This window comes from Rhodococcus sp. Leaf233 (assembly GCF_001426165.1).
Classification (GTDB): domain Bacteria; phylum Actinomycetota; class Actinomycetes; order Mycobacteriales; family Mycobacteriaceae; genus Rhodococcoides; species Rhodococcoides fascians.
Window position 1 is genome coordinate 1,062,069 of the sequence record NZ_LMRO01000001.1, and the last position, 13,051, is coordinate 1,075,119.

Consider the following 13,051-nt stretch of genomic DNA (forward strand, 5'->3'; position numbering starts at 1 on the left):
TCTCGGCTGCGGAGTGTTTGACTGTGTCGGCCCGGCAACGACGACGAAGGAATGTGCCGAATGAGTTCGATCGCCGGTGACATCACCACCGCTACGACCCCGCTGTCCCGCATTGCCGCAGCCACCGAGGGTCTCGAATCTCCTACGGCAGCAGTCGATCTGACAGCTCTCGATGCCAATGCTGCAGCACTGCGTGCCCGCGCGAACGGTGTACCGATCAGGATCGCCAGCAAGTCGGTGCGGTGCCGAGCCGTGTTGAATCGGGTCCTCGCGGCGCAGGGTGTATCCGGAGTGATGGCCTATTCGCTGCGCGAAGCGATCTGGTTGGCGCGGGCCGGCGTCGACGACATTCTGATGGGGTACCCGACGGTCGATCGAACGGCGCTCGCCGAGGTGGTCAACGACCGCGTGCTGTCGGGACGCATCACCTTGATGGTCGACGACGTCGCGCAACTGGACCTCGTCCGAGACGCCGCGCGGAGCGACCTACTCAAGCCCCGCGTCTGTATCGACGTGGACGCATCGTTGCGGGTGGGGCCGCTGCACATCGGGGTCAGGCGCTCTCCGCTTCGGGATCCGGAGCAGGTGGCGCAGTTCGCCCGTCAGGCTCGCTCGCGGGGGTTCCGGGTGGTGGGGTTGATGTTCTACGAGGCACAGATCGCCGGTGTTCCCGACGCCAACGTCGCTGTCGAGCTGATGAAGTCGCTGTCGTCTCGTGAGATCGGTGCGCGGAGAACAGCAGTGGTGGACGCCGTGACCGCGGCGATCGGGCCGCTCGAGATCGTCAACAGCGGTGGTACCGGGTCGATCGATTTCTCTGCCGCGGATCCGGCCGTCACCGAGGTCACCGCGGGCTCGGGTCTGTTCGCGCCGACCCTGTTCGATCGGTATCGCGCGTTCTCGGCCGAACCCTCGCTGTTCTTCGCACTGCCGGTGGTGCGCAAGCCGACTCCGCGGATCGCCACCGCGTTCGGCGGCGGCTACATCGCGTCGGGCCCGGCATCCTGGTCGCGATCACCCCGACCTGTCGGCTGGTCCAGGAGGGCAGCGGGCGTTGTCACGTCGGGCCTGAAACTGCTGCGCAACGAGGGCGCGGGAGAGGTGCAGACCCCGGTGAGCGGGGCCGAGGAGGTGCGCATCGGCGATCGAATCTGGTTCCGCCACGCCAAGGCCGGGGAGTTGTGCGAGCGGTTCGACACCCTGTCTCTGGTTCATTCCGACGGATCGGTCGACGCCGTTCCCACCTACCGCGGCGAGGGTATGGCGTTCGGCTGACGTGCGTTCTCGCACAGCCGCATGAACGTGCCGAGCGTGACGAGTCCGTCCGGGGTCGACGGTAGATAATGGGTCAGCGCGCGCGAGCGCACCAGGATCGCGGCCCACTGACCGCGGGAGATGGCGACGTTGAGTCTGTTGCGCGACAACAGAAATCCCATTCCGCGGGGCACGTCCTCGATGGCCGACGCGGCCATGGAGATGAGGACCACCGGTGCCTGACGGCCCTGGAATTTGTCGACGGTTCCCACCGACACCTCGTCGAGTCCGGCGGCTGCGAGTTGCTCGACGATGACGGCGACCTGTGCGTTGTAGGCCGCCACCACCAGAAAGTCGGACTGCTGCATCGGGCGCGGGTCGCTGCCGTGTGCGGGGTCCACCCACGGCCGACCCAGCAACGACCGGACCCGCGTGACGATCTCGTCGGCTTCCTCGATCGAGTCGGTGGAATTGCCGTGGTGGTCCAGAAGGACGACGTGCAGGCCCGGTTCCAGACCCGACAGCGAACGTGACTGTGTCACATCCTTGTTCGATTCGAGCTTGCCCTCGTACGACAGCATCGACACCGGCGCGCACAGATCCGGATGCATCCGCCACGTCGTCGCCAGGAAGTAGCCGCGGTCGGCGGGCAGGGTGGCGTGCCCGGTCGTCAGCCATCCCAGGGCCGATTCGTCGACGGGCTCGGGGTGGGTGCCCTGACTGACCTGGGGGAGCTGCGCCGGGTCGCCGAGAAGCAGCAGATTGCGCGCCGATACCGAGACCGCGATGGTGTTGGCGAGGGAGAACTGACCGGCCTCGTCGACGACGAGTAGATCGAGGGAGCCGGGTGGAATTCGGCCGGGGTTGGAGAAATCCCAAGCAGTGCCGCCGATGACGCAGCCCTCGTCGGCCTCGGTGACGAAGTGCGAGTATCCGGCGATGTCCACGACGGTGTGCGCGGTCGGGGCCTTCTTGCCCACCTTCGAGGCGTCGACCCCGGCCCCGACGATGGTGTCGAGCAGGTTGTTCACCACGTGATGCGACTGGCCGACCACCCCGATCCGCCAATGATGTGTGTTCACCAGGTGTTCGATGACACGCGCCGCCGTGTAGGTCTTCCCGGTGCCGGGCGGGCCCTGCACCGCGACGTACGAATTGTCGAGATCGAGCAGCGCGGCCGTGATCGCATGCGCGTAGTCGTTGTCGTGGACCACGGAAAGGCCAGCGCCGGAACGAGTTCGGGGCGTCGAGCGCGTCAGCAGATCGGCGACAGCCGTACGCGGTAGTTCCGGCAACCCGCCGAGAACCTCGGTCGCGACGGAGACGATCGCCTGCTCGAGATGCTTGGTGTTCGGCGGCGGCTCGGGCGCGGTGGCAACTGGGAAATCGGTGTACTCCTCCACGCCCTTGCGTAGATTCTCTTGTACGACAACCACATCCAGGGTTCCCTCGTACCCGGTCTGCACGATCTCGACCGATGTGGTGGCCCGGTGCGTCGGTTGCTGCTTCGTCAAACCCTCCGGGGCCGGGTTCTCGTACAGCAGCTTCACCTTCGAGCCGGACAGCACGCCGTTGCTCAGGTGCCCGACCAGTTTGACCTGACGACGCAGCACCCGTTGTCCGGGTGCAGTTTTCATCCAGTCGTGCACCAGCTCGGCGCGCTCGACCTTCAATACGTCCGCGGCGTCGGCCCATTCGTCGAGCGGATGGGTCAGGCGGTCGTAGTGGCCCCACCAGAACGGCTTGTTCTCTCGTCGGTGATATCCGATGGCACCGGCGAACAATCCGAGCGCGTGCTGCGTCGGCGTGCGATCCCACGGCAGTCCGGCGTGCTCGGCCAGTTCGAGTTCGAGTGGGGTCGCGGTGCGGTCGACGACGTCCTCGAGGTCCAGCTGCTGCGGGGACCGCGGTGCCACCCCGGCGTCCGATGCCCGATCGAGCAGCCAATCACGCAGTCGCAGTGTCGATTCGCAGTCGGTGCGGTTGTACTCGGCAATGTCGGCGAGCAGAATTGCCGCCTCGGCGTCCTTGCCTCGATCGCGCAGTTCGCACCAGTGCGCGTATTCGACGATCGACGCCGCCGCGTCGGTGACGTCTCCGTCACGGGCCGCGGGCATGTACAGCGGTTCGAGTTTCTTGATGCTGTACGAGCGGGCACCGATCCGAACAGCCGACCGTACGACGGGGTAGAGATCCACGAGAACGTTCTCCCGCAGCAGATCGTCGACGGCGTCCTCGCCCACTCCGTACCGGCCGGCCAGCCGCAGCAGAGCCGTCTTCTCGTACGGCGCATAGTGATACACGTGCATCTTCGGATACTCGGCTCGGCGGGCGGCGACATAGTCGAGGAAGTCGATGAGCGCACGACGTTCCTGCGCACGGTCGTGAGCCCAGAACGGCAGGAAGTCGCCGTCCGCGGTGTAGACGCCGAACAGGTACTCGAGACCCCAGTCGGACGAACCGGACTCCGCGTACAGCGGATCTCCCTCGAAGTCGAAGAAGATGTCCCCGTCGTCGGGCTCGGGAATGACCCCCAGTGCCTCGGCGTCGAGGATCTCGAATTCGGCTGCCCCGCTGCGCTCTTGGCGCACCTGCAAGGCTGCCTGCGCCCGCAGGTTCTCCAGTGTCCGGGAGGACATGCCGTCCACCGGGGTACTCGACTCGGCGAGCTCGTCGATCGACGAGATCCCTGCGTCCAGTAGCCGGTCCCTGGTGCTGCCGCGCATGCCGGCGACGAGCACCAGATCGCGATGCTGCTCCACCTCGGCGGTGCAGGCATCGCACTGCCCGCATCCCGAATACCGCGGATCGAACCACTCGACGACGGTGCCCTCGGAGTGATGCTCGTCGAGAATGTGCTGCAGGTGTGCTCGCGACTGCCGGTAGACCGGAAGAATGTCGGCCAGTGCGTGCGCGGAGTCGCTGCCGTCGCCGAGCATCAGATGGACCTGCTCGCTCGGAGTGATACCCCCGGCCTGCAGGGCGTCGGCGTACGCGGCCAACTGCAGCAGCGCCGGCACCTTCGCGTGTCTCGACAGTTTCGTGTCGTAGACGGTGTAACGAGAACCGTCGGCTACCAAGAAGTCGCAGAAGCCGAGAAATCGTCCGTCGAAGAAGGCGGCCTGATAGAGCACCGGCGTGCGTGAGGTCAGGGCGGTGAAGGTCGCCCACGCCGCGTCCGCCAGTTCCTGTGCGGTACGGCCCGGTCGGTCCATGGTCAGGACGCCACCGGGAAAACGCTGCTCGAACGCCTCGAGTTGGCGTCGTTCGTGCTCGAATCCGAGCGTGGACGTGCGGTCGAGCATCGGATCGGCTGCGACGCTCTGCCGGGGGGTCAGGCCGGTGACAGCGTCCAGTCGTCGGAGCAGGCCGAATTCGCAGGACGCCGCCGCAGCGAGGTCGCTGGCGCTGTAGACGACCTGATCGCCGAGGAGGAACACAAGCGTCCACCCTAGCGACCCACGACAGCGGCACCGGTCACGTTGCGCGCGGAAGCCGGCGGGAACAGGCAAAATGATTCAATGCCTTTTTTCGACGGAGCCACCGGTGCTGTCCACTATCGAACCTGGACCGTCGCCGACGCTCGATTCGGTCTCGTTTTCCTGCACGGTCTCGGCCAGAACAGCGCCCACTACCACCGCTTCGCGCGGCTGCTGAACGAGCGTGGGGTGGACGTGTGGGCGGTCGATCACGTGGGGCACGGCCTGACCGAGGGTGAACTGACCGACGCAGCACAGATCCCCGGTCTCGCACAGAACGCGCTGCAGTTGATCGACATCGCCGAGGCCGAGCACCCCGAGCTGTCGTTCGCCCTGATGGGCCACTCGCTCGGTGCCGCGACGGCCATCGCAGCGCTGGGTGCGCATCCGGAGGCCGTCCGCTGCGCAATCCTGTGCGGCACGCCCAAGTCCGTCACCGGTTCTGCCGACGACCTGTCCGACAACGTCATCCCGTTGCTGGCCGTGCACGGCGTCGACGATCGTCTGGCACCGGTCGATGCCGTGCGTGAATGGATCGGACGCGTTCCGCAGGCGAGCCTGCGCGAGTTCGAGGACGGCGGACACGATCTTCTGCACGAAAAGATTCACCAGGCCGTGACCACGGTGGTCGCCGAATTCCTCGACGACCACATGCACTGACGACCATATGCACTGACGATCACATGCACTGACGATCACATGCTGTACGACGAAGGGCCCGACGCGATTGCTCGCGTCGGGCCCTTCGGCACTCGTGCTGGGAGATCTACGAGTAGATGGCCTCGATGTCGCTGCCACGTTCGGTGTGGATGATGTTGCGCTTGAGCTTCATCGTCGGAGTCAGCTCGCCGGTCTCGACGGTGAAGTCGTTCTCGAGGATCGTGTACTTCTTGATCTGCTCGGGGTTGGAGACCTTCTTGTTGGCCTCGGCCACTGCCTTGTCGATTTCGGCGACGAGGTCGGCGTTCTTCGACAGCTCCGAGAACGGGATGTCGGCAGCGAGGTTGTGGCGTTCGAGCCAGCCCGGAATTGCTTCGGGGTCGAGGGTGATGAGCGCACCGATGAACGGCTTTGCGTCACCGACGACGAGGCACTGGCTGATGATCGCGTTGGCGCGCAGCGCGTCCTCGAGCACCGCGGGGGCGACGTTCTTGCCGCCTGCGGTGACGATGATTTCCTTCTTGCGGCCGGTGATCGAGACGAAGCCTTCCTGGTCGATCGAGCCGAGGTCGCCGGTGTGGAACCAGCCGTCGACGATCGCTTCGGCAGTGGCCTTCTCGTTGTGCCAGTAGCCGCTGAACACCACCGGCCCCTTGAGCAGCAGTTCGCCGTCTTCGGCGACCTTGACCGCATGGCCGTCGATGGGCTTGCCGACGGTGCCCACGCGCTGTTCCTTGGTGGTGTTGACGGTGACGGCCGCGCTGGTCTCGGTCAGTCCGTAGCCCTCGTAGACCGGTACCCCTGCGCCGCGGAAGAAGTGGCCGAGGCGAGCGCCGAGGGGGCCGCCGCCCGAGACCGCACGATCGCAGTTGCCGCCGAGCGCAGCCCGCAACTTGGAGTAGACGAGCTTGTCGAAGACGGTGTGCTTGAGGTTGAGGACCAGGCCTGCGCCGCCCTTCTCCTGGGCCTCGCTCCACTCGATGGCCGTCGCGGCGGCCTTGTCGAAGATGCTGCCCTTGCCGCCGTCGTGCGCCTTCTGCTTGGCCGAGTTGTAGACCTTCTCGAACACGCGTGGCACCGACAGAATGAAGTTCGGCTTGAAGACGGCGAACTGATCCACCAGGGTCGATACGTCCGAGGTGTGGCCGACGGTCACCTTCGACTCGAACGAGCCGAACGACACCGCGCGGGCGAACACGTGCGCCATCGGCAGGAACATCAAGGTGCGGTTGCCCTCGCGCATGGAGTCGTGCAGCGCGATCTGGGTGGCCTGGACCTCGGCGTAGAAGTTCGCGTGTGTCAGCTGCACACCCTTGGGGCGGCCGGTGGTGCCCGAGGTGTAGATCAGTGTCGCGGGGGAGGCGGCAGTGACCTGGTGTCGACGGGTGTGCACGTCCTCGTCGCTGATTCCCGCGCCTCGGGTGGTCAGTTCGTCGATGGCTCCGCCGTCGATCTGGAGTACCTCACGCAAGTCGGCGGCCCCGTCGGTGACGTCCTTCAGGTTCGAGACGTGCGACGCGGTCTCGACGATCAGCAGCTTGGTCGCGGAGTCCTCGAGGATCCACTGCGCCTGATCTGCAGACGAGGTCTCGTAGATCGCGACGGTGCATCCGCCGGCGGTCCAGATGGCGTAGTCCAGGACGACCCACTCGTAGCGGGTCGCGCTGAGAATGGCGACGCGGTCGCCGAGTTCGACGCCCGACGCGATCAGGCCCTTGGCCACCGCGGTGACCTCTTTGGCGAACTGACCCGCGGTGACATCGGTCCAGGTGCCGTTCACCAGGCGCTGGAACGGGACGAAGTTCGGTGCTTCCTTCTGGTACCGGAAGACGGTGTCGGCCATGGATGCGTCGTCGGGAATGGTGAATGACGCCGGCACAGAATATTCGCGCACTGCTGGACCCCTTACGGATAAATAGCGTGGTAGTTGTGCATTTCATCACACCCGAGTCCGTAACGCACCACCGAGGTTGTCCGCTTTGTGAATTTTCGGTCGTTTTTCGGGGGAGGTGAGTGTGACTCGGGGTACAACATAACGGTGTCCGGTCGTGTGTCTCCGTCGGGTCGCCCTTGCAGGGCCGTGTGTGCGTGCCCCCATCACCGCTGTTTTCGTCACCTGATCAGCGCAGAAGGAGTCGCGGGGGCCGGGCAGGTACTAAACTCGGGTGTATATGAGCACTTCAGAATCTGATCAGGATGCCGCCGTGACGTCTGACGAGACGAGTTCCTCCCCTCCCGTCCACGCAGGTGAGTCTTCTTCGACAGCGGATGACGACATCACTTTTGCCGATCTCGGAATAGACGAGCGGGTCCTGAAGGCCCTGCGCGACGTCGGATACGAGAGCCCGTCGCCCATCCAGGCGGCCACCATCCCGCCGTTGATGGCGGGCAATGACGTCGTCGGCCTTGCGCAGACCGGAACGGGTAAGACCGCTGCGTTCGCAGTGCCGATCCTGTCCCGTCTCGACGTCTCGCGTCGGACGCCGCAGGCGCTGGTGCTGGCACCGACCCGCGAGCTCGCGCTGCAGGTGGCCGAGGCGTTCGGCAAGTACGCCACCCACATCCCGGGTCTGCACATTCTGCCCATCTACGGCGGCCAGGCCTACGGGATCCAGCTGTCCGGCCTGCGCAAGGGTGCGCAGATCATCGTCGGCACCCCGGGTCGCGTCATCGACCACCTCGAGAAGGGCACGCTCGACCTGTCCGGGCTCGAGTACCTCGTGCTCGACGAGGCCGACGAGATGCTCAAGATGGGGTTCCAGGAGGACGTGGAGCGCATCCTCTCCGACACTCCCGAGTACAAGCAGGTCGCGTTGTTCTCGGCCACGATGCCGGCCGCGATTCGCAAGATCTCCAAGCAGTACCTGCACGATCCAGTGGAGATCACCGTCAAGACCAAGACGTCGACGGCACCGAACATCACGCAGCGCTACGTGCAGGTGGCGCATCAGCGCAAGCTCGAGGCGCTCACTCGAATCTTCGAGGTCGAAGAGTTCGAGGCCATGATCATGTTCGTGCGTACCAAGCAGGCCACCGAAGAGCTCGCCGAGAAGTTGCGCGCCCGGGGCTTCTCCGCCGCCGCGATCAACGGCGACATCGTGCAGGCACAGCGTGAGCGCACCATCGGCCAGCTCAAGAACGGCCAGATCGACATTCTGGTGGCCACCGACGTGGCGGCTCGTGGTCTCGACGTCGACCGCATCTCGCACGTCATCAACTACGACATCCCGCACGACACCGAGTCCTACGTGCACCGCATCGGTCGTACCGGCCGCGCGGGTCGCGCCGGTCAGGCTCTGCTGTTCGTCGCGCCCCGGGAGCGTCACCTGCTCAAGGCCATCGAGCGCGCGACGCGGCAGCCCATCACCGAGATGCAGCTCCCCAGCGTCGACGACGTCAATGCGCAACGTGTGACGAAGTTCAAGGACTCCATCACCGAGAGCCTCGGCAACGAGAATCTGGCGCTGTTCCGTCGTCTCATCGAGGACTACGAGCGCGAGCACGACGTGCCTTTGGTCGACATCGCGGCAGCGCTGGCCATCCAGTCGCGCGACGGCGAGGCCTTCCTGCTCAAGCCCGAGCCGCCCGCCCCGCCGCGGGCACCCCGCGAGCCTCGTGAGCCGCGGCCACCGCGGACGTTCGACGAGGATGCGGCCAGCTCGCACCACCGCAAGACCGGCCAGGAAATGGCGACGTACCGGATCAGCGTCGGTAAGCGTCATCACGTTGCTCCCGGTGCGATCGTCGGTGCCATCGCCAACGAAGGCGGTCTGCGTCGAAGCGACTTCGGGCACATCAGCATTCGTCCCGACCATTCGCTGGTCGAGTTGCCCGCCGACCTCGCCGACGAGACAGTCGAGGCGCTGCGCCGCACCCGCATCAGCGGCGTGTTGATTCAGCTGCAGCCCGACTCCGGTCCTCCCGGACGTAGTGGCGGTCCGCGCGGCGGCGGAAAGTTCAAGGGCAAGCGCTAGCACCACGTGCGCGGAACTTCGTAGCCTGCTACGAAGTTCCGCGCACGACCCGCCGGCTCGAGCGTTTGGTGGCTCGGGCCCCGGGTATCCGCACGTGCATGACCAACGTCACTCTGCGTGTCAACGGAACCGATCGTGAGATCGACTGCGACACTCGATCCACTCTGCTCGACGCACTTCGCGAGAACCTGGATCTCGTCGGGGCCAAGAAGGGGTGCGACCACGGTCAGTGTGGTGCCTGCACCGTCCTGGTCGACGGCCGGCGAATCAACAGTTGCCTCACGTTTGCTGTCGCGCAGGTCGGGCGCGAGATCACCACCGTCGAGGGACTGTCCGACGGCGACATTCTGCATCCCGTGCAGCAGGCTTTCGTCGATCGTGACGCGTTCCAGTGCGGGTACTGCACGTCCGGGCAGATCTGCTCGGCGGTCGCGGTGATCGAGGAGGCGAAACAGGGCTGGCCCAGTGCGGTCACCGAGGACCTCGAGGCCACCGATGTCGAACTCGATTCCGGCGAAGTGCGCGAGCGCATGAGCGGCAACCTGTGCCGCTGCGGTGCGTACGCGAACATCGTTCCCGCAGTGCAGGACGCGTCATGAAAACATTCGAGTACCGAACCGCCACTGCGATCGACGACGCTCTCGAACGCCTGGCGGGGGACGAGAACGCGATGTTGCTCGGTGGCGGCACCAATCTGGTCGATCTGATGAAGCTGGGTGTGGCCGCACCATCGGCGTTGATCGATGTGACGCGACTGCCGTTGCACGACATCGACGTCGCCGACGACGGAGCGTTGCGGATCGGCTCCGGGGTGTCCAACAGCGATCTCGCGGTGCATCCGGTTGTCCGCCAGCGGTATCCGGTGCTCTCGCGGGCAGTGCTGTCCGGGGCCTCGGGCCAGCTACGCAACATGGCCACCACCGGCGGAAACCTGTTCCAGCGCACTCGATGCGTCTACTTCATGGACGCATCCAAGCCGTGCAACAAGCGCGAACCCGGTTCGGGCTGTCCGGCACGTAACGGCGAGCATCGAAACCTCGCCATCCTCGGAGCCTCGTCGTCGTGCGTGGCGACGCATCCGTCCGACATGGCCGTCGCGCTGTCGGCTCTCGACGCGCGCATCGTCGTCCGCGGAGTCGACGGTGAACGGAAACTCGAGATGGACGAGTTCTACCGATTGCCCGGCGATGATCCGACGCGAGACAACACTGTCGCCCGAGACGAGATCGTCACCGCCATCGAAATTCCGAAGGCTGCCGACGGCACTGTCTCGACGTATCGGAAGGTACGGGACAGGCAGTCGTACGCGTTCGCGGTCGCGTCGATCGGCGCTGTGCTCGACGTCGAGGACGGAATCGTACGTGGGGTGTCGATTGCGCTGGGCGGCGTTGCGCACCGACCGTGGCGGGCCCGAACCGCCGAACATGCATTGCTTGGAACCGCTCCCGACGAGGCGTCGTTCCGGGCTGCGATCACCGAGGAGCTGCACGCAGCAGAGCCGTTGCGAGACAACGCCTTCAAAGTTCCGCTGGTCACGAACCTGGTGACGCGCACTCTGGTGGAATTGGCAGAGCTGGGCACACACGAAGAGTTGGGAGATCGGTCATGACGGCATCGATCGGCCAGTCGATTCAGCGCACCGAGTCCGTCGACAAGGTCACCGGCCGAGCGCGCTACGCCGCCGAGCAGCCGCCGATCGCCGGCCAGGTGTACGCCTGGTACGTGCCCGCGACGGTTCCCGTCGGGACGGTCGAGAACGTCGAACTCGCTGACGGGGGCCCGTCGGTGCACGCGCTCCTGTGGCACGGCAACGCCGAGAAGCTAGGCGACGTGGAAGATGCGGAACTGCATGTGCTGCAATCGAATTCCGTTGCTTACCGCGGCCAGATCGTGGCCGTCGTTCTGGCCGACACCCTCCAGGATGCACGCGCGGCTGCCGCCCGAGTGCAGGTGCGTTACGCCGACGTTCGCTCACCCGACAACACCCTGAGCGCCGATCACAGCTCGCTGTATGCGCCCGAGTCCGTCAACGCTGGGTTCCCCACCGACGTCACGGTCGGTGATCCGGACGCTGCATTGACGACGGCCGAGCACGTCGTCGACAACTGGTACTCGACGGCTCCGATGCACAACAGTCCGATGGAACCGCATGCCACCACGGCGCAATGGTCCGATGGTGTGCTGACGGTCTGGGATTCGACGCAGGCACCGTCGGGCGTTCAGGGGGATCTTGCCACGGCGTTCGGACTGGAACCCGCGAATGTTCGCGTGATTGCCGAGAACGTCGGCGGAGGCTTCGGAGCGAAGGGCAGTACTCGGCCCAACGCAGTTCTCGCTGCCATGGCGGCGCGAGCAACCGGCAAGACCGTCAAGCTGGTTCTACCGAGGCAGGCCCTGTTCGATGTCGTCGGATACCGCACCCCGACCCTCAATCACGTTCGCCTCGGTGCGGATTCGAGTGGCAGGCTGCAGGCCATCGCTCACGATTCCTTCCAACAGACGAGCACGATCTTCGAGTTCTGTGAGCAGACGTCGGAATCGACCCGGCACATCTATGCCTCGCCCAACCGCGCCACAACGCATCGGCTCGCGTCGCTGGATGTCGGCACCCCGCGCTGGATGCGAGCCCCGGGTGAGGCACCCGGCATGTTTGCCGTCGAGACGGCGATCGACGAATTGGCAACGGCCACCGGAATCGATCCGATCGAGCTCCGGATCCGCAACGAACCCGACGTCGATCCCGCGAGTGGGAATCCGTTCAGCTCCCGCAGTGTGGTGCAGTGCCTGCGCGAGGGTGCCGAGAAATTCGGCTGGGATCGTCGAGACTCCACGCCGGGCCGACGCCGAGCAGGCAATACTCTGCTCGGAATGGGCGTCGCCACAGCGAGTTACCCGGTGCTGATCTCGCCGAGTACCGCGGCGGCTCGCGTCGAGCAGGACGGCACGATCACGGTGTCCGTCGCTGCATCCGACATCGGAACCGGCGCTCGGACCGTGCTGCGGCAGATTGCCGCCGATGCGCTCGAGGTCGACGCGGATGCCGTCACACTGGAACTGGGCGACAGCGCTCTGCCCAAGGCCCCCGGTGCCGGTGGATCCTCGGGCACCTCCTCCTGGGGTTGGGCGGTCACCAAGGTCTGTAACGCGTTGCGGGACCAGGGACCGTTGCAGCCGGGTAACTCCGCCGAGGCCGATACATCCGACGACGTCGAAGCCCAGAAAGAGCTGGCGCGCATGGCGTTCGGTGCCCAGTTCGCCGAGGTGGCAGTCGACGTCGACACCGGTGAAGTGCGCGTGCGCCGGATGCTGGGGGTGTTCGGCATCGGCAAGGTGATGAATCCACGGCTGGCCCGGTCGCAGCTCATCGGCGGCATGACGTTCGGACTCGGAATGGCGTTGATGGAGAGCGGCGTCGTCGATCACGAATTCGGCGGCTTCGCCAACCACGACCTCGCCGAGTACCACATCCCGGCCTGTGCGGACGTCACCGATCTCGAGGCCGTGTGGATCGAGGAGGTCGACACCGAGATCGCACCGATGGGCGGTAAGGGAATCGGTGAGATCGGTGCGGTGGGCTCCTCGGCAGCCATCGGCAACGCGGTCTACAACGCCACCGGCGTCCGAGTCCGCGACCTCCCGATCACCCTGGACAAGGTGCTACCGCACCTCTAGAACGGGCGCAGC

The 13,051-nt window shown here is 65.6% G+C and carries 8 protein-coding genes; 6 read left to right on the forward strand and 2 right to left on the reverse strand.

Going from position 1 to position 13,051, the window contains the following annotated elements; translation table 11 throughout:
- Positions 1-60: 60 nt before the first annotated feature.
- The gene (locus tag ASH04_RS05220; RefSeq protein WP_057472866.1) at positions 61-1,275 is read left to right on the forward strand and encodes an alanine racemase; all 1,215 of its coding nucleotides are present in this window, start codon (positions 61-63) and stop codon (positions 1,273-1,275) included.
- Here the strand turns inward: ASH04_RS05220 and ASH04_RS05225 are convergent.
- On the reverse strand, positions 1,245-4,694 hold the full coding sequence (locus ASH04_RS05225) for a TM0106 family RecB-like putative nuclease (protein ID WP_057472867.1): 3,450 nt from the start codon (positions 4,692-4,694) through the stop codon (positions 1,245-1,247). The genes ASH04_RS05220 and ASH04_RS05225 overlap by 31 nt on opposite strands.
- An 81-nt stretch (positions 4,695-4,775) precedes the next feature.
- Here ASH04_RS05225 and ASH04_RS05230 point away from each other — a divergent pair, with 81 nt between their 5' ends.
- Complete coding sequence (locus ASH04_RS05230) at positions 4,776-5,393, forward strand: alpha/beta hydrolase (RefSeq protein ID WP_032375181.1); 618 nt, start codon at positions 4,776-4,778, stop codon at positions 5,391-5,393.
- A gap of 106 nt (positions 5,394-5,499) precedes the next feature.
- Here ASH04_RS05230 and ASH04_RS05235 read toward each other — a convergent pair whose 3' ends face one another.
- Entirely contained in the window at positions 5,500-7,287 is a 1,788-nt protein-coding gene (locus tag ASH04_RS05235) for an AMP-dependent synthetase/ligase (protein WP_057472868.1), read from the reverse strand.
- 277 nt (positions 7,288-7,564) lie between these two features.
- On the opposite strand from ASH04_RS05235, the gene ASH04_RS05240 reads away from it, so the two are divergent.
- The 4 genes from ASH04_RS05240 to ASH04_RS05255 all read left to right on the forward strand — a co-directional run bounded on the left by ASH04_RS05240 (position 7,565) and on the right by ASH04_RS05255 (position 13,039).
- Positions 7,565-9,367, forward strand: a complete 1,803-nt coding sequence (locus ASH04_RS05240) for a DEAD/DEAH box helicase (protein WP_032364895.1) — start codon at positions 7,565-7,567, stop codon at positions 9,365-9,367.
- A 98-nt stretch (positions 9,368-9,465) separates the two neighbouring features.
- Entirely contained in the window at positions 9,466-9,966 is a 501-nt protein-coding gene (locus tag ASH04_RS05245; protein ID WP_057472869.1) for a 2Fe-2S iron-sulfur cluster-binding protein, read from the forward strand.
- On the forward strand, positions 9,963-10,976 hold the full coding sequence (locus tag ASH04_RS05250) for an FAD binding domain-containing protein (protein ID WP_032392502.1): 1,014 nt from the start codon (positions 9,963-9,965) through the stop codon (positions 10,974-10,976). The genes ASH04_RS05245 and ASH04_RS05250 overlap by 4 nt, the downstream gene beginning before the upstream one ends.
- On the forward strand, positions 10,973-13,039 hold the full coding sequence (locus tag ASH04_RS05255) for a xanthine dehydrogenase family protein molybdopterin-binding subunit (RefSeq protein WP_057472870.1): 2,067 nt from the start codon (positions 10,973-10,975) through the stop codon (positions 13,037-13,039). The genes ASH04_RS05250 and ASH04_RS05255 overlap by 4 nt, the downstream gene beginning before the upstream one ends.
- Positions 13,040-13,051 lie beyond the last annotated feature (12 nt).